Raw genomic sequence first — 22,460 nt, 5'->3', positions numbered from 1 at the left:
GGTGGGTTTAGAGCGGGGGATTGGCCGCATGGGCCCACGCGTTAGGGCGACGTTGTTTATTTCTGGTGGCGGCTAGGGCCTGACAGATGGTGTCTCGAGTTTGCTCGGGGGTGATTAGCCCGTCGAGTTCCCCAATTTCAAGTGAGAGGTTGGGGGAGACGGCTTGAGTAGCATAGGTTTCTTCAAGTCGTTTACGGGCTTCGGCCAGGTCCTTACCATCGGCCTTGGCTTGGGCCAGCTCTTTGCGATAGACAATATTGACGGCTCCTTCGCTGCCCATTACCGCGATTTGCGCGCCGGGCCAGGCAAAGTTGAAATCGGCGCCCATGGCTTTTGAACCCATCACGATGTAGGCGCCACCGTAGGCTTTGCGCACAATGACGGTGATCAGAGGGACGGTAGCGGTGGCGTAGGCGGTGATGACTTTGGCTCCGCGACGAATGATGCCGGCTCGTTCTTGTTCGGTTCCGGGGCGATAGCCGGGAACATCAACCAAGGTCACCACCGGGAAGGAGAAAGCGTTGCAGAATTGCACAAAGCGGGCGGCTTTTTCGGAGGCATTGACGTCCAAGGTACCCGCATCCACTAGCGACTGGTTGGCGACAATCCCCACGCTTTGTCCGCAAAAAGCTCCGAATCCGGTAATCACCGAGGGGGCGAATAGTTCTTGAATTTCAAGGAATTCACCGTGGTCCACTAGCGAGGTAATCACCTCAACCATGTCGTAGGACTGTTTGGGGCTGACCGGCACTAGTTCGCCCACCCGGGCCGCATTTTCCAGATCGGCCTGGTTGGTTTGGTAGGCGAATGTTGGGGGTGCTTCCTTGCTGTTGGCGGGTAGGTAGCTGAGCAGGGTACGGGTAAAGTCGAGGGCATCGGCCTCGTCCTCGGCCAGATAGTGCGAGACCCCGGTGACTGCGGAGTGCATTTGGGCCCCGCCGAGTTCGTCACTGGTTACTACTTCACCGGTGACTGCTTTGACCACCTCGGGACCGGTTACGAACATGAAAGAGGAACGTTTGGTCATTACGACAAAGTCGGTCAGGGCTGGGCCGTAAACTGCGCCGCCGGCACACGGACCGAGGATGACGCTGATTTGCGGGACAACCCCAGAAGCGAGGGAGGTAGCCTGAAAGACTTTGCCATATTGGGCGAGGGCGGCCACCCCCTCTTGAATCCGAGCGCCTCCAGAATCTAGGAGGGAAATAATGGGCATGCCGAGGTCGACTGCCTGTTTAATCAGATGAATCATTTTTTGGCCTTCAACTTGGCCAAGGGAACCGCCACGCACAGAAAAATCTTGGGCGTAAACTGCCACCGGGCGTCCACCGATTTGGCAAAAGCCGGTGATGACCCCACTGCCGAGGTATTCTTCGTCAATATCGCCTCCGAGGAAGCGGTTGATTTCTCGAAAGGTGCCAGGGTCGGCAAGCATTTCCAAGCGTTCCCGAGCGGTCATTTTGCCTTTATCGTGTTGCGTCTTTTTGGCTCGGTTTTCTGCTTTTTCAGCTAGTTCGGTGAGGTGGGCGGCGCAGGTGCGCCGATCCCTAGCGGGACGTTCCCGTGGGGTGCGTTGGCGACGGAAAAGACTACTTAGCACGGTTTTCCTCCGGGGCTAGAGTGACGATGACTTGGCCAGTGGCAACGCTTTGCCCGACCGCAACTGGTAGTTTTGCGATTTGCCCATCGCGCGGGGCGGTGAGCGGCTGTTCCATCTTCATTGCTTCGATCACCGCCACTAGGTCGCCGGCTTTGACTTGCTGGCCTTCGCGAACTGGTAGGCGCATCAAAGTGGCTTGCATGGGGGCGCAGATTTCATTCGGGTTATCGCTAGCCTTAGCTAGTGCGGTGCTCTTGCGGCTTCGTCGCATTGGCTGTGCCACGGGAGCTGGGGAGTTAACCCCGATTGCGCTAAGACTCGGAGCCAAAGTACCGGGCAGTATTTTGGCAATTTGTTCGGCACACAGTGTGAGTCGGTGAGCCCGGCCATCAATCTCAAGATCGAGATTTACCCAGGTTTTTTCGTTGGCAGGAGAGGCTTGAGAGGCTGTAGGGATGGTATCCGAGGCGGCAGCTAAAGCACTGGCATTCGTCGCGGTTGTTGCTCCACTAGTAGTGTTCACCTGGTTGCTGGCTCCAATGGTGACCGACAGACCGCGTTCGGTGCGCCAACTTGCTAGCAGGTGCGTATTTTCTAACCAGCGAGTATGTAATAAAAAGCAGTGGGCGGGGAGGCTTTCGGCCTGAGCACCTGCTGCTTCTTGCCCGGGCAACTTTTGCGTCGTTTCATTCTGAAAATCGGGGTCAGCTAGTAGTTCTTGGTACAAGCTGGCACTATTGGCCACACCACCAATTTGCAGTTCAGCGAGGGCGCGCTGACAACGGCTAATCGCACCCTTGCGAGTGGGGGCAGAAATGATTAACTTAGCAATCAAAGAGTCGAAAGCGGTGGGAATGGTTTCACCACCAGCAAGGGCTGCATCGACGCGGATTCCTGGGCCTGCAGGCCAGGCCAGGGAGGTGATGGTACCACCGGTGGGTAGCAGTCCCTTGGCAGGATCTTCACTGGTGATGCGCAGCTGGATAGCATGCCCACAGGTAGGTGCCTTGAGGTCGACATAATCGGTGAGGCTCCCGCCCTCGGCAATCGCCAACTGGAGCTGCACCAAATCTTGGCCAGTGATGGCTTCGGTGACGGTATGTTCTACCTGCAGCCGCGGATTTACTTCTAGGAAATATGCATTCTGATTTTCGTCGACTAAGAATTCGCAGGTGCCAGCCCCAACATAGTCAACTGCGGCAAATAGCGCGGCCGACCACTGAGCCAACTGCGAATAGGTGCGATTTAGAAGCTTAGCAGGGGCTTCTTCAATTAGTTTTTGGTTACGTCGCTGGACCGAGCAATCTCGGGTTGAGGCCAACCAAAAGTTACCCGATTGATCTCGTAGGCATTGCGTTTCGATATGCCTGGCACCGACGAGTCGTTTTTCCAGAAACGAGGTAGCTAGGGGACTTGTCGGTGCAATAATAGCCTGCGGGTTGGCTGTCAGATCTACCCCAAAGTCTTGGGCCAACTGTCGGACCTGGTCTGCATTGGCGAGTTCACGAATGCCACGCCCACCGCCACCAGCTGGGTCTTTGAGCAAAATTGGGTAGCCGGCTTCGTCACCAAAGTCGAATATCTCTTGCCAGGTTTGAACTGGCTGGTTGGTGCCGGGAATCGTGCCCACACTCAAACTTTGGGCTAGCTGGCGGGCCTTGGCTTTATCTCCGAGGGCGCGAATCGCCGCTGGGGAGGGGCCTAGCCAGACAATTCCGGCCGCTTGTACCGCTTGGGCAAAAGCCGGATCTTCGGAGAGAAAACCGTAGCCTGGGTGAATTGCCTGCGACTTAGTTTCCTTTGCCAGTTGTAGAATCGCCTCGCCGTTGAGGTAGGTTTGGGCAGCATTTTCGCCGGGTAAATGGTGCGCCTGATCGGCTAGTTTGGTCCAAGCTGCCCCGCGGTCGGCGGTGGCGTAAACGGCAATGGAAGTTCGTCCAGTTTCTTTTAATGTGCGGAAAACTCGGGCGGCGATTTCTCCCCGGTTTGCCACTAGGACTCGTTCTAAAGCCATCGTTTTCCTTTCTACTAACTTGAACGGTTAAACCGTAAAAGTTAGTTGTCAGGAAGTGAAATACATCGATGTATTTCTAAAATATTTTGGCTAGATTTAAGGGGAAAGTGGGTTTTGTGAGCTTTCGAACTGGGCTTATAGTAGGGGGTTAAAACTCGGTTTTTTGGGGGAAAGTGATCTCCCCAGCGTAATAGATTTTTTCGGCGTCCTTTATTTGGATTCGAAGGCCACCGGCCGGGTCAATGCCGAGGATTTTGCCGGTTTGCGCAACGCCTGGGTCGTTGGAAGCTAACGGGGCAGAAAAAGTTACTTTTTGCCCTAGATTTAGCAGGCGACGAGAAAAGTTTGCGATGACTTCGCTCGGAAGTTCCCAGTCGTTGTCAGCCCAGGTGGCTAGCTGTTGGGCGAACCGATTGGCAATTTTTTCTCCCCAGGACCAGATGTCGAGATTTAGCTCTGCTTCGATGCCGGATTTTCGGGCAAGTTCGAAAACTGACTGGGCAAAGGGGAGGGAATGGCTATTGGCTGGAGGTAAAAGATTCAGGCCAATGCCACAAAGGTAATGGTTGGTTCTGGCTACTTGTTTCGATCTTTCTATCGTTTGGATTGGCCGAGGTCGGGCAGTTGCGATTACGCCAGCGACTTTGCCGTTGAACCAAAGGTCGTTGGGCCATTTGATTTGCCAATCCATCAGTGCTGGAAGTTCATTTTCTAGCACTTCTCCCGCGCTGTAGACCAAGAGATTTGTCAGCCAAGCGGCCTGGGAAGTCGCCTGCTCGGGTAAGGAAATAGCTAGAGATAACAGGACGCTGCCTTGTGCCAGATCTTCCCAGGAACGGTCAAAGCGTCCTTTTCCGTTTGTTTGATGGGCCGCTTGAACCCCAAATAAGATCGGTCCGGTGCTTTCACCACAAAGTGAATCCCATTGGCTCAGAGCAAAGGTTTGGGTGGAATCGACCTCGTCCAGCTGTAGGAGGGGAAAGGTGGCGCTCATTAGCTGATTATTGTGCCCACTCGAGGGGCACTCACCCTTCGCCTCTGGGGGCAGAGCAAGCTGTCAGCAAGTTGATAATCAGGGCGGAAATATCGCTCTGATCAAGCATGGTGCCGCGTGGAGTGGGGGAGTTTGGGTCAAGCTGAGGCAGCTCGTGACGCCAAGCATCGACCCCGGTGGCACGCAGCGCAATACCAATAACTGCTTGGCTAAGCGCTTCGGGACGCACACTTGGTACTCGCCCTACAGCTCCAAGAATCTGGGTTAGCACCGAGGAAAGAGACAAAACGAAATCACGGTTAATGTCCCTAAACTGCAAACCCCACGCTGGTTCGCGGGCAGCTCGCACCAAGAACTCATTGTGCAAGATAAAGAAGTCTCGGCCTAAACCGATGGCTTCGAGAGCACTGGGCAGCAGTTGAGCCATGACGGCACCGGCTTCGCCTCGTTTCAAAACAGTAGGGTGTAGTTCGGCTTCCCACTTTTTGGAAACTGTTTGTAAGCGTTGGATTGAATGGACATATTCGTCCTCGGCCACAATGGAAAATAGGGTGTCTTTATCGCCCACAGAGGAGTAGAAAGCGCCTCGAGTAAACCCAGCTTCGCTGCAGATTCTTTCCAAGGTAGCGCCCGCAAAACCATGTTCAATCAGAACTACACGGGTGGCTGCGATCAATCGCTCTACAGTATCTGCTCTGCCGGTCATATCGGAAAGTATAAACCAAAGGGATTAATTCGCAGGGTAAACTAATCACAGATGATTAATTGAAATGACGCGATAACTAGGTGTGGATAAAAAATGTACGAAAAAGAACCAAATAAGATTCTAGTTTGGCTAGTAACAGCCATTATTGGTTCTATCTTATTGGGCTTTATTTATTTTACTGTTCCATTGGTACTGCGGATGAAAAATCATTGGGATCAGGAAATAGCGAAAAATAGCCTGGGGATTGCCACAAAAACACAATTTAGATCTGGGAGCGATTACCGCAACAAAAACAGTTCAGTTGAAACCTTCTTTTTCGTTTCCCCCGAGGTGGATTACCAGCAGGTGATGATTGAAAAAGACCGGGCAATGAAACGTCTAGATTCTCAAGATCAAATGGTCTGGGCAGATGCTCATACTCCCTATGACTATTTCGTTTTTCCCAATAATTCCAGCCTATTGGTGCCCGAATTGAGCTTTAACCGGATAGAAACCAAAGATAACGCTAGCTCTAGTGGTAAGTCCAAGTATCAAAGCACTAGTTCGATCGGGGGAAAACTAGCTGGCTCTAGAAACTACGATAAAGATTTTCTTCACAGAGTCTTTTCTTTAGCAGCTAAGCTTCCACAGCAACAATGGAAGCTCAGCCAAGAGAGACTAATGGTGAAGTTTGATCATCCGTGGTGGCATAAAGAGGAAATGACGAGAGACCAATGGATTTCCCAGACCTCGGAAGTGCTTGAAAAGGTCTCAAAGCATTTTCAGGAAGAAGGCAAAAGTAGCTTCATTTCTTCGATCAACCTCACCTTTCCCGTATTCGCCAACAGAGGCGCTGCAGATAACGAGAGGTTGAAGTTCTATGCTGAAATGGACGAACTTGAAAACCCCGCTAATAAAAGCAGCGAACCTAGCTTTCAAGCCGGTGCGCGACAACTACGAAACTTTATTGCGGTTTGGCCCCAGGCGCTGAAAGAACTACCCGATGACTCGAACGTTCACGTGTATCTAAGTACCAGAAAGAACGAGGAAAATAACTGGAGAACCTCGGCTTGGATTACTGTTTCAACCTACGAGGAACATCAGTATGAATCCGACAAGCGTTGGCTCTCCAAGGATGAAAAAGAGAGAATCGCAAAGCAACGAAAAGAGACTGCTCAGCGGGAAAACGAGCAAATGTGTGCCCAAATCGCCGAAGTACTCAATGCCCACGACCAGAAAGAGCTCGGTCACATAGTTTGCCAAAGTGAAAATCGTTTTGGCGATGACGAAAAGCGAATTACTTGGGTGAATGATTCGGACAAGCTTCGGAAAATCTCCTAACAAAAGCAGCGTAGATCTGTCTGGCCATAATCATCGAAAATTAGTAGATGATAAAATAGCTTACGAAGCTGATAGGGCTCTAGCAAGTAAGAGCTTCTTGAGATACCTCAACGATGTGGCGCTAGAGCACTGAGAAGCGAAGGAACAAAGTCAGTTCCTTACGTGATAAACATTAGACCATGAGGCATTTCGATTTTCATTAAAGGAAGTAAAGATGAAAAAACCAGTAGCTCTGGCAGTTATCCTCATGATCGCGGGGACTTCACTTTCAGGTTGTTATACGCTTCATAACCGTGCCACGGTGAGAGCAGTAAATAAAGTGATTCGGGCTTTTCCCGAAATCTCGGGACAGGCAAGAGGTACCCTCGGTCCTGAAGGCGCAACCAAGGTGGCGACCGAGATTGAAGTTTCAAACCAAATCGACCCTCAGGTGCTTAACGATTTCCTCAGCCAGTATTCGGCCCTGGATTGGAAAGGGGAAATGTCTTCACTGCAGATGAAGCTGAAAGAAGATCAAGTAGCCGTTTATCTTGATAAGGACCCAAAGCCGGTCGAAGTCTGGGAAAAAGGGATAGAGTTCTTGCGCGACTTCCCTCATACCAAGCTCAACTTTTACCAAGAGAAAATAGAAATGCGCTCAGCCGACGCTAAGCAGGTGGCCGAGGTCGTGACCCAACTGGGTAAGTCTTACGCTAAAGGCGCCAAGTATTCTCTAGCGACTAGCACCTACGCGCCGGAGGCAATCTCTTTCACCGTTTTCTTCCGTAACGACAAACCTCTTGGAGGTGACTGGGCGAAAGTACAAGCTCAGCGATTAAATAACTGGTGGGAGCAATCTCAGAAAATCGATCACAGACTAGCCCTTTATTATCGTGGATCTGCTCCATTTTCACTGAACACTCCCGATCGGTACACCGTGGTCGCCCTCGGTTGGTTTAGCGGCGGCTACAAGCTCGATGATCTGGTCAAAGATGAAAGGCGCAAAGCAAACGGTTTAGTGCCCTTTGATGAAGAACTACCTACCTATTTGGTCGCGCAACAATGTGAAGCTGTGGCTAAGACTGATAATGCCGCTAATGAACAGAAGTTTCCCGTTTATTGCGGCGGCAACTCCAATAAATTCTCATTCTACTGGCAGCTAGAAAACCAACAGCTCAGTACACTTCTGCCACTACAGTTAGGGAAGGATTTTAAGAAGACCATTCCTGGTCGTCTGCCTTTCCTCAATCCAGTTGGGATCGACAGAATTCCGGTAGACCCACACATTCCTGGGGCGGAAACTGAAAATGAGCCCTTTACTGACGAGCAGCGTTCTGCCTTGTACATCGGCTAATTAGCTGTTTGGAAAGATAGCTAGTATTAAAGCGAACAAATAGTTGGGGCCCAAGCGCAATGCTTGGGCCCCAACTATTTAGCGAAAACTAGAATCAGTCTTCGTTGTTTTCCGTCTTGCGGGTGCGAGTGCGAGGACGACGTTCGCGACGTTCACGACGAGGACGTTCTTCACGATCGCCCTTTTCGCCACGGTCACGACGTTCACGACGAGGACGCTCTTCACGCTCTTCGCGTGCCGGAGTGTCATCTTCGATCTCATTGCCGTCTTCATCGGTCACTACGGCGTGCAAGGAAAGCTTGCCGCGCTGATCGATTTCAGCAATCTCGACCTGAATCTGCTGACCCACCTGGACTACATCTTCCACGTTTTCCACGCGCTTGCCGCCAACTAGGCGACGAATCTGCGAAATGTGGAGCAAGCCGTCCTTGCCTGGGGTGAGGGAAACGAAAGCGCCGAAGGTAGTGGTCTTAACGACGGTACCAACGAAACGTTCACCCACTTCAGGCATCTGGGGGTTAGCAATGGCGTTAACCATGTTGCGAGCGGCTTCTGCGCTTGGGCCATCGGTGGCGCCAATGAAGACAGTGCCGTCATCTTCGATGGTTAGTTCCGCACCAGTGTCTTCCTGGATCTGGTTAATCATCTTGCCCTTTGGACCAATGACTTCACCAATCTTGTCAACAGGTACCTGCACGGTGATGATGCGAGGTGCAGTTGGAGCCATTTCGTCTGGTTCGCTAATGGCCTGGTTCATCACATCGAGGATGGTGAAGCGAGCATCGCGAGCCTGACCCAAAGCAGCCTTTAGAACATCAGACGGGATACCGTCCAACTTGGTGTCCAACTGGATGGCGGTAACGAATTCACGAGTACCAGCAACCTTGAAGTCCATGTCGCCGAAGCCATCTTCAGCACCCAAAATGTCAGTCAAAGCTACGTAGCGGGTTTCGCCATCAACTTCGTCAGACATGAGGCCCATAGCAATACCAGCAACCTTGTCACGCAAAGGCACGCCAGCGTTGAGCAAGGATAGGGTCGAAGCACAAACCGAACCCATGGAGGTAGAACCATTGGAGCCAAGTGCTTCCGAAACCTGACGGATAGCGTAAGGGAAGTCTTCACGAGCAGGCAACACTGGCACCAAAGCACGTTCAGCCAAAGCACCGTGACCGATTTCGCGACGCTTAGGCGAACCCACACGGCCGGTTTCACCAGTCGAGTAAGGCGGGAAGTTGTAGTGGTGCATGTAGCGCTTCGAATCAATCGGGGACAAGCCATCCAACTGCTGTTCGAGACGCAACATGTTCAAGGTGGTAACACCCAAAATCTGGGTTTCGCCACGCTGGAACAAAGCAGAACCGTGAACGCGAGGCACGATTTCGACCTCGGCAGACAAGGAACGGATATCGCGCAAGCCACGGCCATCCATACGGACACCCTCGGTCAAAGTGCGGTTACGAACCATAGACTTGGTCAAGGACTTGAAAGCAGCCTTGAGGTCCTTTTCTTCTTCCTCTGGGAAAGTTTCAGCTTCGAGCAACTTGGCGATCGCGTTGTCGCGGATTTCGTCCAACTTGGTTTCGCGAGGAAGCTTCTCAACGATGGTGATGGCCTGAGCCAAATCATCAGCAACCAATTCCTTGATTGCTTCGAGGTGCTCTGGAGCGTAATCAGGGAACAATGGGAACTCAGCAGTTGGCTTAGCAGCCTGATCGGCCACATGCTGCTGAGCGTCAATCAAAACGCGGATGAAAGGCTTAGCAGCTTCCAAACCTTCAGCCACAGTTTCTTCAGTTGGCTTGGTAGCGCCCTGGGCAATCAAGTCCCAAGCGTTTTCGGTAGCTTCAGCTTCCACCATCATGATGGCAATATCATCAGAGCCGTCGCTGCGCTTAACTGCGCGACCAGCAACCACCATGGTGAAGACAGCCTTTTCCATGTCCGAGTAGCGGGGGAAAGCCACCCACTGATCATCGATCAAAGCGAGGCGGGTACCACCGATTGGGCCGGAGAAAGGTAGGCCAGCAAGCTGGGTAGACATGGAGGCAGCGTTGATAGCCAAAACATCGTAAGCGTCATCTGGGTGGATGGACATTACGGTGGCCACAACCTGAACTTCGTTACGCAAACCCTTAACGAAGGAAGGGCGCAACGGGCGGTCCATCAAACGGCAAGCCAAAATGGCTTCGGTAGATGGACGGCCTTCACGGCGGAAGAACGAAGCAGGAATCTTACCTGCAGCGTACTGACGTTCTTCCACATCGACAGTCAATGGGAAAAAGTCGAACTGATCCTTAGGGTGCTTACCAACAGTGGTAGCGGAGAGGATCATGGTCTCATCATCAAGATAAGCAACAGCCGAACCGGCTGCCTGGCGAGCCAAAAGGCCCGTTTCAAATCGCACAGTGCGAGTACCAAAGCGACCGTTATCAATCACGGCCTCAGCGGCAACAATTTCGGGAACCGACAAAGGGAACCCTCCTTTTCTTCTTCATTCACAAACATCTCGGGAAATACCAGGTGTCAACCGTGTGTCTTCACCTTTAAGGGGTAAGACCCGTAACTTCGTTGCTTGATTCTGCGAGTGCAGCCGGGAAGCAAACCGGGGTTTGTGCTTGGAAACCAAACGCCAAACTCTGCGTAGTCTGGGCCCGAAACTAGTTTCGGTCGGGGACTAGCCGAGGTCAGTGATCCGAAGATCCCGTCTGACCATACGGTTCCGGCTCGAACCTAAACAATAGATTCGAGCCGGAAAAAGTTTAATCAGCCGCGGATACCGAGGCGAGCAATGAGCGCACGGTAGCGTTCAATGTCAATGTCCTTGAGGTAACCGAGCAAACGCTTACGGTGACCAACCAAAAGCATCAAACCACGACGAGAGTGGTGATCGTGCTTGTGGGTCTTGAAGTGTTCAGTTAGATCCTTGATGCGCTGAGTTAGTAGTGCAATCTGGACCTCAGGCGAACCAGTGTCACCTGGGTGGGTTGCGTATTCAGCGATAATCTGTTCTTTAACGTCCTTGCTTAGTGGCACAGGATTCTCCTTTTATTTTCGTTGCACGGAGCGGCAGAGCAGGTTCTTCTGCGCATGATTCATCCGTGGCCGATCTAACGGCATCTGTAATGCTATCACGCCAAGGTAAATAGCTGGGTGGTTAGTAGGGTGAAACAGCCCACCAAAATCATTTGGCGGTGACTGCTTTCGGGTCAATTCGTTCGGCTACCGGAACTCCTAAAGTGCAAGCAGTTTGCCGCAAATCTTCATCCATTTGAGCTAAGAGTTGTTCCAAGGAATCAAATTTCCACATGGGCCGGATTCGCTTCACAAAATCTACTGCCACCTCTTGGCCATATAGATTGAGGTCTGAGCGACCCAAAACATGTGCCTCAATTGTGCGTTTTTGTCCCTCAAACTGTGGGTTCGTGCCCACCGAAATGGCAACTGCCAGTCGTTCCTCGGCATTGGTACCTGGAATGGCTCTAATCAACCACCCAGCATAAACTCCATCAGCGGGAACCTCACCTAGGGTTTCGGCATCCAAATTGGCGGTGGGGAACCCCAATTCGCGCCCTCGTTTAGCGCCATGAACTACCTGACCACGAACGCGGTGATAGTGCCCCAAAACCTCAGCCACCTCAGACACCTGACCGGTAGCCAGTGCTTGACGCACCCAAGTGGAAGAGAAACGGCGACCATCATCGTGTTGCTGTTCATCAACGACCACGACTTCAAAACCAAACTCCTGGCCCAACTCGCGCAAAGTCGTTAAATCGCCTGCATTGTCCTTACCAAAACGGACATCACTGCCAACGACCACAGCTTTGACTCCAAGAGCCGAAACAAAATACTGCGAAACAAACTCCCGAGGGGTTAGGGCTGCCAAGTCCCAAGTATATGGAGCAACCAAGACCCCATCGAGGCCCATCGCCGCCAAGGCATTTAACCGGTCAGAAATCGGGGTAATTAGCCGGATGTACTTTTCGGGCGCATGCAAAACCGCCGGATGCGGATCGAAAGTTACCGCCCATGCCTGCACCTGGTACTTTTTCGCCAAAGAAACCACTTGGTTAATCAGTTCTTGGTGCCCACGATGAACCCCATCGAAGATGCCGATGGTGGTCACGCAAGCAAGCCCCGAGGGGAGCTGTGATAACTCCTTAGCAATCTGCATTACTCTACTATTCCTTCTAAAGTCAGCTCACTAGGCTGGAGCTAACACATAAACTGGTCGCGCTTTTTTGCCCTGATTCTTTGTCAACGCTACCACGGTATGGTCCGCAGTTAACTCGGCATAAATCTCCCCAGTCTCATGCGCTGGCAAAAACTGGCCGTAGCTTAGGGCCTTTGCTTCTAGTGGAGTCACTATCCGAACCGGGAAGTTCTGCTGACAAACTGTAGCCAAATCAATGACAGACAAACCCTGTGGTTGCTCAGCTTCATTATCGAGGGCGATTTGTGAGCCCAACTGTAACACCGTCTGAGCCTGAGACAGGTCGTAGCTACCCACCCGGGTACGACGCAAAGCCACTAAATGACCGCCCATGCCCAAAGCTTCACCAAGATCACGAGCGATCGCCCGAATATAAGTGCCAGAACTGCAATCCACTACGACGTCAAAATCCCATAAGGTTTCATTGTTGGGACCACTTTGGCGGCGCAAGCTGCTGACTCGACGGATTTGCGAAATAGTTACTGGCCGTGCTGCTAGTTTGACCTCCTCGCCGTCGCGAGCCATTTGGTAGGCGCGCTTGCCATCTATTTTAATGGCACTGACCTTGGTCGGGACTTGCATAATTTCACCCTTAAAGGTGGCCAAAGCTTGATCGATTTCGATTGAGCTTAGGTGCCTCGCATCCCAAGTCTGAAGCAACTCTCCCGCCGCATCGTCAGTTTCAGTGCTCTGCCCCAAGCGGATGGTTGCGCGATAGCTCTTATCCTTACCCACCAGATAGGTCAGAAGTTTCGTGGCCTTGCCAATCCCAATGACTAGCACCCCAGAAGCTTGCGGATCGAGCGTGCCCGCATGTCCCACCTTTTTGGTAGCGGCCAAACGGCGCACCATCCCCACTACGTCATGCGAGGAAAACCCCAAGGGTTTATCAACGATCAAAAGACCGTCTTTGGCGCTAACCTTTGCCCGCGGTAAATCGAAACCGGCTGGGCGGGGTGGTCGCGGTGGGCGTTCAGTGCGTCCTCGACGTGACCGACGTGAAGGCTTAGAGTTCGTCGTCATCGAAACCCTGGAAACCAACTAGCTCGTCTTCGTCTACTCCGTCTTCCGAAAGAGCAGAACGATACGGATTAGCTTCACCTGCTGGCTGGGCCTCGGCAGCCAAAGCCGCTACCTGTTCATCATGTGCCTTAGCCTGAGCCAATTTTTCCTCTAGCGAAGCGGCAGTTTCAGGCAGGGCATCCAGCTGGAATTCCAAGTGGGGAGTGAGGCGAATGCCAAGTGCCTTTCCCACCTGGGAACGAATCATGCCCTTAGCTGAAGCCAAAGCAGCGGCACTATCCTTACGGGCTTTTTCATCGCCAAAAACAGTGTAGAAAATGGTGGCATTCTGCAGATCGCCAGTGACACGAACATCAGTAATCGTCACGAAACCAAGACGTGGATCCTTAATTCGTCGTTCTAGCATTTGGGCCACAGTCTGCTGAATTCGATCAGCTACTTTACGAGCGCGGGCAGCGTCAGCCATGATTCCTCCTTAGGTTTAAGGCTCTCAGTTTATCGTTCACGCAGGGACAAAACAATCGGGTAACATGAACAGGGTGACTAGCAAGCAAACTCATTTCATCGATTTACCCGCACTACCCGCCAACGACCCTGCCGCCTTTGTGCAGTTGGACGAGGACGGTTCGACTATTACTCGTTCAGTCCTCCCCGGAGGCGTGCGAGTCATTAGTCAACAAGTTCCCGCTACCCGATCGGTTGCAATCGGGCTTTGGCTTCCAGTCGGTTCGCGTGACGAAACCGATGGGCATTACGGTTCCACTCACTTCTTGGAGCACCTGCTTTTTAAAGGAACCAAAACTCGCACGGCCCTTCAAATTGCTAGCGCCTTTGACCAAGTTGGAGGACAAACTAACGCCGCCACTTCCAAGGACTACACCAACTATCATGCGCGCGTGCTGGCCGAGGATCTTCCTATGGCCATCGAAATTCTGATCGATCAGGTCACCTCCTCGATCCTCGATGCAGACCAGATGAAACTCGAACGTGGCGTTATTTTAGAAGAACTTGCTGCGGCAGAAGATGATCCGACCGATATCCTTTTCGAGCGATATTCGGCAATTGCCTATGCTGGCTCGCCTTTGGCGCGACCAGTTGGTGGCACTAAAGACACCGTAAACGCGGTAACCCGCGAGGCCATCTGGGAACACTACCAGCGTACCTACCAGTCCCCGAACCTAATCGTGTCAGTCGCTGGCGCAGTCGAACACGAACAACTAGTCAAACTAGTAGGGGAGGCTCTTGCTAAGGGTGGCTGGGATACCACCAGCCTCGTCGCTCCCAACCCACCACGCCCAGTCGGAGCCATCCCTGACCTAGTCGCCGCCCGCGACCACTTCACCAAAACCGTGGAACAGGCCCAAATCGCGGTCGGCACCCGCTCTTTGGCCCTCGCCGATGAACGTAAACCCACCATGATGGTGCTCGCGTCCATCCTCGGCTCAGGCATGTCCTCGCGACTGTTCCAAGAAATCCGGGAAAAGCGCGGTTTGGCATACACCACTTTCGCTTTTGACCACTCCTACACTGAGGCCGGCAGCTTCGGCATGTATGCCGGAACCAAGGCAGAAAACCTGGGCAGTGTCGAAACACTTATGCTGCAAGAATGGGAAAAGCTCGCCACTGAAGGCCCCACCCAAGAAGAAATCGATCGTATCGTCGGCCAATCCCGTGGAGCGCTCGCCCTCGGCATGGAAGACAACTACGCCCGCATGTACCGACTTGGACGCTCCGAAGTTTCCCTGGGACACCTAGAACGACTAAGCGATCAACTCGAGAGAATCAGCCAAGTCACCGTCGATGGGGTGAAAGATCTAGCTGCCGAGCTATACGCTAGGCCACGGCTCGTGGCTACCGTTAGCTCTCAACCAATCGCCGACTAAGCTTAAGAAAACGCCAGAAAAGGAAACCAGAATGAAAAAGATTGCTGTTATCGGAGCCGAAGGTCGCATGGGCTCCCAAGTTGTTCGCGCCGTTAACGCCGCAGACGACCTCGAACTCGTGGCCGAACTAGATCGCAATGATGATCTCACCGCAGAAACCCTTAACGGGGCCGAGGTCGCCATCGACTTCACCAACCCGCAAGTAAGCCAAGCGCATGTTCTAGCCTGTGCCATGGCCGGCTGTGACGTCATTGTGGGAACTTCGGGTTGGAGCGAAGCTGACACCAAGTTTGTCCTCCCCGCACTTGAAAAGACTCGCGCCCTAATCGTCCCCAACTTTGCAATTAGCGCCGTTTTGGCCATGCGTTTTGCTGCCGAGGCCGCCCGCTACTTCGAGTCCGCCGAAGTAATCGAAATGCACCACCCAGACAAACTCGATGCCCCCTCGGGAACCGCGGCCCACACGGCACAAGTGATTTCCGAGGCGCGAAAAGAGGCTGGATTAGGTGACTCACCAGATGCCACCGAATATGACGAAGACGGAGCCCGCGGCGCCAAACTGCACGGCGTACACGTTCACGCGGTACGTGCCCGCGGCTATATGGCCAGCGAAGAAATCATTTTTGGTAACGCCGGTGAAACCTTGATCGTGCGCACTGACACCACAGATCGGGCGTGCTATATGCCTGGCGTAGTGCTTGCTGCCCGCAATATTCACCGTCTCTCGACAGGCCTGCACATTGGGCTCGACACCGTGATGGATTTGCCGAATGAGTAGTAAGAACGCGGCTCGTCTTGCGCGTCCCAAAGATGTTGAAGCTATTGCGGAATTAACTCGTGAGGACCTACAGGCCAGACTCACCGCCCTCGGTCTAAGTGACTTTTCACAGTTACCCTCTGAGGCCACGATCGCTGGTAGTTGGGAAGCTGCCATGGCCTCACCAGATGGGGAAACCTTGCTAGTCGCGACCGCCGATAATCAGGTGGTTGGCTATGCTGCCTTTAGCGAAAATGACGGTGACGCGCTGGTGGTATCGTTCTATATCACCCAAGCGGAGCAGCGCAAAGGTCACGGCTCACGACTACTACAAGCAGTAGTGGACCATGCCAAACTCAACAGTCAACGGCTCGGAGTATTTATTTCCACCAATGATAGTCCGCGCCAAAGATTCTTTAACTCGACAGGTTTTGCCCCCACCACCGCTGGTCGGCAAGGACAAATTGCCCAAGTCACCGAGAAAGAAAAACTTTGGTTCACCCAAATTTCAGATAATTAGTCTGGCATCGTGACAAGCCAGCGAAATAAGGATAGTTTTATATCATGAGTCAAAAACGCCCATTTGGATCCCTGTCAGTAGCTATGGTTACCCCCATGCACGAGGACGGGGACATCGATTTCAACAGCTACAGCAAACTAGTCGAACACCTAATCGAAGGTGGTTGTGACGCCCTCCTCGTCTCTGGCACCACTGGGGAAGCCCCCACCACTCACCGTCCAGAAAAACGAGAACTAATTCGCACCGCAGTATCCGTTGCCGCTGGCCGCGCCATGGTTTACTCCGGAGTTTGCACCAACGACACTACCCACGCCATCGCCATGGCTCAGGACGCGCAAGAAGCTGGGGCCGAAGGCATGCTAGTTTGCGCCCCTTACTACAACCGTCCTTCCCAGGAAGGCCTATACCAGCACGTCACCAAGATCGTGGCTTCCAATGACTTGCCCTGCATGCTCTATGACATTCCTGGACGCACCGGGATTGCTTTTGCAGATGAAACCCTTGATCGGCTAGCGAAGATCGAGCAGATTGTGGCAGTAAAGGATGCAACCGGTGATCCCGCCCTCGGAACTGCGCGTGCTGAACGCACCGGCTTGGCCTACTACAGTGGCGACGACGGCTTAAACCTTAGCTTCTTGGCTAATGGGGCAGTCGGCTGTGTTTCCGTAGTCGGTCACGTGGCAGCGCCACAATTGCGAGCTTTGGTTGACGCAGTTGATGCCGGCGAATTGGAAACTGCTCGCCAAACTCAGGCCAAGCTACGCCCGATTATTAACGCCATCATGGGTGGCGGCCAAGGTGCCGTCATGGCTAAGGCGGCAATGGTAGAAACCGGCATTATTGCAGGCAATACTTGTCGTCTACCACTAGTGCCAGCCAGCGAAAAAGAACTCAAAGAACTTCGCGAGGCACTAGCCACCTTATGACCCTATTTGGTTGGGTAAAACAAAACTGTTAACCAAAAAAATCAACAAAAGTGAGGCACAATAATACTGTGAAGCCTTTATACGATAATCTGCCAGAACCTGCCCCGCTTGCTTCCAACGCCCTACGCGTCACCCCACTAGGTGGCCTTGGGGAAGTTGGACGTAACATGACTGTTTTCGAAACCGAAGGCAAGCTGTTAATCGTAGACTGTGGGGTGCTTTTCCCCGAGGAAAACCAGCCTGGGGTTGATCTGATCTTGCCAGATTTCTCGGCTATCGCAGATCGCCTAGATGATGTGGTTGGCATGGTCTTGACTCATGGCCACGAAGACCACATTGGGGCGGTGCCTTACTTGCTTCGCCTTCGCTCTGATATTCCGATCTACGGTTCTGAACTCACTCTTGCGTTCCTAGAGCCGAAGCTGAAGGAACATCACATCGAAAATCCTAAGTTGGTAGTAGTGGCCGAGGGCGACGAAACCGTCCTCGACCCATTCGAACTGGAATATGTGGCAGTAAACCATTCCATTCCAGACGCCCTAGCTGTCATGATTCGCACTGACGCGGGCACTGCGCTGGTAACCGGCGACTTTAAGATGGATCAGCTTCCACTCGATGGGCGCATTACCGACTTGCGTTCTTTCGCTCGTTTAGGCGAAGAAGGCGTTGACTTATTCCTCGTCGATTCGACCAATGCGGAAGTACCAGGTTTCACTACCCATGAACGCGAAATTGGTCCAGTACTCGATCAGGTTTTTGCTGCCTCGACCGGCCAGATCATCGTGGCCTCGTTTGCTTCACACGTGCACCGTGTCCAGCAGGTAATTAACGCCGCTGTCGCTCATGGCCGCCGCGTTTGCCTCATTGGCCGTTCCATGGAACGCAATATGAAGATCGCCAACGAACTCGAGTTCTTGCAGATTCCAGATGGCGTTTTGGTTGATACTAAGGATGTCATGTCCTTGCCGCCCGAACAGCGGGTCTTTATGGCGACCGGTTCGCAAGGTGAGCCAATGGCTGCTTTAGCTCGAATCGCTGCTGGCTCTCACCGCTTCGTGGAGGTAGACCCGGGCGATACCGTCATTTTTGCTTCCTCCTTGATCCCTGGCAATGAGAATTCTGTCTTCCGAGTGATTAACGGTTTGATGCGTTTGGGCGCCAACGTAGTACACCAAGGACAGAAGCGAGTACACGTTTCGGGTCACGCCTCTGCCGGCGAATTGCTTTACTGCTACAACATTGTCCAGCCAGATAATGTCATGCCCATCCACGGCGAAATTCGACACTTGGTTGCCAATGGTCGCCTCGCCATTCAAACGGGTATCGCCCCTGAAAATGTGGTGCTAGCCGAGGACGGCGTGGTCGTTGACTTGGTTGACCGCCAAGCTCGCGTCGTTGGCCAGGTGCCTTGCGACTACGTTTATGTTGATGGCTCGTCCATCGGCGAACTCAGTGATGATGAACTGAAGGATCGTTTGGTCCTTGGCGCCGAAGGTTTCGTGGCCGTGCACGCGGTAGTCGAAAAGACTACCGGTACGGTGCTTGCCGGCCCAACCATTACCATGCGTGGGGTGGCCGAGGACGAATCCGTCTTTGAGGAAATCCAGGTAGAAGTGGCCGAAGCGCTAGCGGAAGCAGCCAAGCCAGGCAATGTCCCAGCAAAGCAATTACAGCAAACCATGCGTCGCGTGATCGGACGCTGGGTTGCTCGTCGCCTCCGTCGTCGTCCGATGATCGTCCCGGTAGTTACAGAAGTCTAAGGAAAATATATGAGCCGTGGAGAAACGCAGCACATTCCGTCTAGTAGTTCAAATACGGCCAAGCTCAAACGGGAGACTAATACCGTAAAGCTCAAGCGAGCAGTTCCCGTCATTTTTGGGCGCATGCTCTACTTTGGAGCCGCGTTATCTCTCCTGCTCTTCCTTACTCCACTATCCGAACTGGACTGGGTGCAGCTGGTAGCCAGCTACGCCAATGGGCTCGGTATTCCTATCACTTCCTCGCTGTTTAGTGCGGCCATGATTGCTTTGGCGGCCTCGATTACGATTCGCCGTAAAGCAATAATTTGGTGGGGATTAATCGTTTATTTCGTACTACTATTCGTTACGAATATCAGTACTTTATGGCTTAATCCTGCGACTCTTACCACTACTGAAGCCCCCGCAACCACGGTAGAAGTGGTACTCAATTTAGTTGTCGCATTTGCTAATTTGGTTGCGCTTTGGCTGCTCTTCTGGGGTCGCTCGTCATTTACTGCTCGCTTGGTTCGGGGTGCTTGGCGCGGAGCACTATTAACCTTGGTTGGCGGTCTCGCAGTCGTTTCTTCCTTTGGTTTCATGGGAGCACGACTTTTCCGTGGAGGCCTCGCCTCTGCCGACCAAGCTGCCCGCTGGGTGGTCTTACGACTATTAGGTAACAGCTGGTCTCCATTCCCGAAAGAGACCTTACCGGCCGGTCCTCTGCTTTGGGGCGAGACCATCTCTATCGCGGCAATGCTCGTTTTAATTGCCACCATTGTTATCTTCTTGCGTGGAAGTGGAGAACCTGGCTCAACTAGAGAGGAAGACTTAGCGGTACGTCGCTTCTTGGCCGAATATCCAGAAGACTCTCTTGGTTACTATGCCACGCGTACCGAGCGGGCCATCGTTTTCGCTCCTTCTGGCAAGGCGGCGATTTCATATGCGGTATCTGGGGGAGCTGCCGTTGCGGCCTCGGATCCTCTCGGTGACCCAAACTATTGGAATGAAGCGATTGAAGCCTGGCTCGACGTGTGCTTCGAAAATGGCTGGGCTCCAGGGGCGCTTTCGGTTTCTACCAAGGGCGCACAGGCTTACCGCCAGGCTGGGTTTAATGTTCACATGATGGGCGATGAAGCCATCATTCACACTGATACTTTTGACGCCACGAGCAGTCAAATGCGTGCCCTCATGCAGTCGGTACGTCGAGCCCATCGTCATGGTGTCGAAATCGAGGTGCGTCGCCTCGATCAGATTCCGATTGAAGAAGTTGCCCAGTTGAGGCAGGCTGCCGCAGCTTTCCGCCAGGGTGAAGAACGCGGCTTTACCATGAGCCTAGATCGTATCTTGGAGGCCGAGGACGCCCGTCAAGTGGTGGTTACGGCACGCAAAGACGATGAACTGCATTGTTTGCTAACCTTCGTACCCTGGGGCCGAAATGGCCTTTCCTTAAACTTAATGCGCCGCAACCGCGAATCTGTCAATGGCATCGTGGAAGCCTGCGTCGTGGCCTTGATCGAGCATGGTCGAGACACCGGCATTTCTCGCATTTCTCTCAATTTTGCGATGTTCCGACAGCTTTTCGTCCTCGGCGAGGCAGTAAACGCCTCTTGGTGGCGACGGCTCGTGCTGGCATTTATGCGTTTTGGCTCTCGTTTCTGGCAACTCGAATCGCTTTACGAATCAAATGCGCGTTATCAACCAGAGTGGTTCCCGCGCTATTTAGCTTTCCGCCATTCTTCGCAAGGAGCTAGCGTGTTGCTCGCTTCGGCTCGCCTTGAAGGATTCTTGCCTTCATTGGGCCTGCGGATTCCTTCGGGACGCTTGTGGGAAATTGACGATGCCTATCTCCAAGATTTGCAAGAAATCGAAGAGACTTCGCTAGAAGAAGCGATGGCTCGTTTTACCTTGTCAGAACAAGAACAAGGACGTCGAACGAAAGCAGAACTGTTAGCTAGCCGAGGGCGTGACCCATACCCGGCAGCTCAAGAAGAAATGAACAATGGGTCGGGGCTTGAGCTACAAACTATTGAGCTTTTAGCTCAGACCTTGCAACCTGGGGAAGTTGCGAAGCAACCGGTGCTATCATCCGGCCGGATTCGTTCTTGTCGGCGTCACGGGGGAGTAGTCTTCTGCGACTTGTATCATCGCAGCGAAAAGCTTCAGATCATTTTCTCGCGGGATCGTTTGAGCGAGGCCGATTGGGACGATCTAAAGCTCTTGGATTTAGGCGACCTAGTTACCGTTGCGGGTGAACCGGCACGATCGCGTACTGGACAAATCTCATTAGCCGCTAGCAAATGGAAACTTAACGCCAAATGCTTGCGACCATTGCCAGCAGTGGGGACCCGTCTTGAGGCGCAAACCAGCGCACGCTTTAGAACTCTGCAATTGCTGCAGACGCCAGACGCCCTCGATAACTTCTATCGACGTTGCCAAGTGCTGGCATCTATCCGTCGCACTTTAAGCGAGGCTGCTTTTACCGAGGTCGAAACCCCGATGCTTCACGCGGTCAAAGGTGGTGCGAATGCGCGGCCGTTTATCACCCGAATGAATGCATATTCGACCGATGTCTATTTGCGTATCGCCCCAGAACTTTACCTCAAGCGACTCCTAGTTGCGGGAATGCAGGCGATTTTCGAAATGGGTCGCTCGTTTAGAAACGAAGGAGCCGATGCTACCCATAACCCCGAGTTCACCTCGCTAGAAGCCTATCGGGTGGGTGCAGACTACCACGATATGCGGATGCTGACTGAAACGTTGATTAAACGAGCAGCAGTCGATCTGTATGGTCGGGAAATCTGCTTGCGACCGGTAACTGACCTGCCTGCAGCTGAAGTTATCGCCCAAATTGACGGAGTCGATTTAGCCGAGTTTGACCTATCTGGTCCGTGGCCTGTGATTCCAGTATTGACTGCGATCTCGCAGGCCGTGGGGCAAGAGATCACGACTGAAACTAGCGCTGAAGAACTGCTGCGAATCTGTACGGCCCATGATTTGCCGGTACCGCCGTTACCGCAGTGGGGCGAATTAATCGGTGTACTCTACGATGAACTGGTTGAAGCGAACACCATAGCGCCCACCTTCTATATTGATTTCCCGGTGAGCACCTCGCCATTGACCCGTCGTAGTCGTTCGAATCCAGATTTGGCAGAGCGGTGGGACTTGGTCGCGTTCGGAATGGAACTCGGAACGGCCTATACAGAACTGACTGATCCACGCGATCAGCGACTGCGATTTACCGCGCAATCGTTGGCGGCAGCCGCTGGTGATGCCGAAGCCATGAGTATTGATGAAGACTTCCTGCGCTCGCTAGATTTGGGAATGCCACCCACTGGTGGTTTAGGATTAGGGGTAGATCGGTTAGTTATGTTGCTGACTGGAACCAATATTCGACAGACTTTGGCCTTCCCCTTCGTTAGGAATGCCAACTAA

General features: G+C 52.8%; 17 protein-coding genes. 8 read left to right on the top strand and 9 right to left on the bottom strand.

Going from position 1 to position 22,460, the window contains the following annotated elements; translation table 11 throughout:
- Positions 1-7: 7 nt before the first annotated feature.
- From BK816_RS05915 to BK816_RS05900, 4 genes are all read right to left on the bottom strand, one after another.
- Entirely contained in the window at positions 8-1,600 is a 1,593-nt protein-coding gene (locus BK816_RS05915; RefSeq protein WP_071164350.1) for an acyl-CoA carboxylase subunit beta, read from the bottom strand.
- Positions 1,590-3,614, bottom strand: coding sequence for an ATP-binding protein (locus tag BK816_RS05910; protein WP_071164349.1), 2,025 nt, complete (start codon positions 3,612-3,614; stop codon positions 1,590-1,592). Before BK816_RS05910 ends, BK816_RS05915 begins: the two co-directional genes overlap by 11 nt.
- A gap of 148 nt (positions 3,615-3,762) precedes the next feature.
- Complete coding sequence (locus BK816_RS05905; protein WP_071164348.1) at positions 3,763-4,608, bottom strand: biotin--[acetyl-CoA-carboxylase] ligase; 846 nt, start codon at positions 4,606-4,608, stop codon at positions 3,763-3,765.
- 31 nt (positions 4,609-4,639) lie between these two features.
- Positions 4,640-5,314 carry a TetR/AcrR family transcriptional regulator gene (locus BK816_RS05900; RefSeq protein ID WP_071164347.1) on the bottom strand — a complete coding sequence of 225 codons (675 nt, stop codon included), beginning with the start codon at positions 5,312-5,314 and terminating at the stop codon, positions 4,640-4,642.
- Between the two features lie 93 nt (positions 5,315-5,407).
- On the opposite strand from BK816_RS05900, the gene BK816_RS05895 reads away from it, so the two are divergent.
- Together BK816_RS05895 and BK816_RS05890 are read left to right on the top strand one after the other, a co-directional pair.
- Positions 5,408-6,634 carry a hypothetical protein gene (locus tag BK816_RS05895; RefSeq protein ID WP_071164346.1) on the top strand — a complete coding sequence of 409 codons (1,227 nt, stop codon included), beginning with the start codon at positions 5,408-5,410 and terminating at the stop codon, positions 6,632-6,634.
- A gap of 214 nt (positions 6,635-6,848) precedes the next feature.
- Positions 6,849-7,967 carry a hypothetical protein gene (locus BK816_RS05890; protein ID WP_071164345.1) on the top strand — a complete coding sequence of 373 codons (1,119 nt, stop codon included), beginning with the start codon at positions 6,849-6,851 and terminating at the stop codon, positions 7,965-7,967.
- Between the two features lie 94 nt (positions 7,968-8,061).
- Here the strand turns inward: BK816_RS05890 and BK816_RS05885 are convergent, their stop codons facing one another.
- The 5 genes from BK816_RS05885 to rbfA form a co-directional block, all read right to left on the bottom strand.
- The gene (locus tag BK816_RS05885; RefSeq protein WP_071164344.1) at positions 8,062-10,440 is read right to left on the bottom strand and encodes a polyribonucleotide nucleotidyltransferase; all 2,379 of its coding nucleotides are present in this window, start codon (positions 10,438-10,440) and stop codon (positions 8,062-8,064) included.
- Positions 10,441-10,733: 293 nt separating this feature from the next.
- Positions 10,734-11,003 (bottom strand): 30S ribosomal protein S15, encoded by a 270-nt coding sequence (gene rpsO, locus BK816_RS05880; RefSeq protein WP_071164343.1) that lies wholly within the window; start codon positions 11,001-11,003, stop codon positions 10,734-10,736.
- A 148-nt stretch (positions 11,004-11,151) separates the two neighbouring features.
- Complete coding sequence (locus tag BK816_RS05875) at positions 11,152-12,141, bottom strand: bifunctional riboflavin kinase/FAD synthetase (protein ID WP_071164342.1); 990 nt, start codon at positions 12,139-12,141, stop codon at positions 11,152-11,154.
- 30 nt (positions 12,142-12,171) lie between these two features.
- Positions 12,172-13,203 carry a tRNA pseudouridine(55) synthase TruB gene (gene truB / locus BK816_RS05870; protein WP_083379108.1) on the bottom strand — a complete coding sequence of 344 codons (1,032 nt, stop codon included), beginning with the start codon at positions 13,201-13,203 and terminating at the stop codon, positions 12,172-12,174.
- Complete coding sequence (gene rbfA / locus BK816_RS05865) at positions 13,187-13,669, bottom strand: 30S ribosome-binding factor RbfA (RefSeq protein ID WP_071164341.1); 483 nt, start codon at positions 13,667-13,669, stop codon at positions 13,187-13,189. Before rbfA ends, truB begins: the two co-directional genes overlap by 17 nt.
- Before the next feature lie 73 nt (positions 13,670-13,742).
- On the opposite strand from rbfA, the gene BK816_RS05860 reads away from it, so the two are divergent.
- The 6 genes from BK816_RS05860 (at position 13,743) to lysX (ending at position 22,460) form a co-directional block, all read left to right on the top strand.
- Positions 13,743-15,086: a M16 family metallopeptidase gene (locus BK816_RS05860; protein ID WP_236842303.1), complete on the top strand. Its 1,344-nt coding sequence runs from the start codon at positions 13,743-13,745 to the stop codon at positions 15,084-15,086.
- Positions 15,087-15,117: 31 nt separating this feature from the next.
- On the top strand, positions 15,118-15,864 hold the full coding sequence (gene dapB, locus BK816_RS05855; protein ID WP_071164340.1) for a 4-hydroxy-tetrahydrodipicolinate reductase: 747 nt from the start codon (positions 15,118-15,120) through the stop codon (positions 15,862-15,864).
- Positions 15,857-16,363, top strand: coding sequence for a GNAT family N-acetyltransferase (locus BK816_RS05850; protein ID WP_071164339.1), 507 nt, complete (start codon positions 15,857-15,859; stop codon positions 16,361-16,363). Before dapB ends, BK816_RS05850 begins: the two co-directional genes overlap by 8 nt.
- A gap of 44 nt (positions 16,364-16,407) precedes the next feature.
- A complete protein-coding gene (gene dapA, locus BK816_RS05845) occupies positions 16,408-17,289 on the top strand; it encodes a 4-hydroxy-tetrahydrodipicolinate synthase (RefSeq protein ID WP_071164338.1) in 882 nt (293 codons plus the stop codon).
- Positions 17,290-17,357: 68 nt separating this feature from the next.
- On the top strand, positions 17,358-19,049 hold the full coding sequence (locus tag BK816_RS05840) for a ribonuclease J (protein WP_071164337.1): 1,692 nt from the start codon (positions 17,358-17,360) through the stop codon (positions 19,047-19,049).
- A gap of 9 nt (positions 19,050-19,058) precedes the next feature.
- Positions 19,059-22,460, top strand: a complete 3,402-nt coding sequence (lysX, locus tag BK816_RS05835; protein ID WP_083379106.1) for a bifunctional lysylphosphatidylglycerol synthetase/lysine--tRNA ligase LysX — start codon at positions 19,059-19,061, stop codon at positions 22,458-22,460.

Source organism: Boudabousia tangfeifanii, from assembly GCF_001856685.1.
GTDB classification, from domain to species: Bacteria; Actinomycetota; Actinomycetes; order Actinomycetales; family Actinomycetaceae; genus Boudabousia; species Boudabousia tangfeifanii.
Note: the sequence above shows the minus strand (reverse complement) of the source record. Positions and strands in the feature narration are given on the sequence as shown.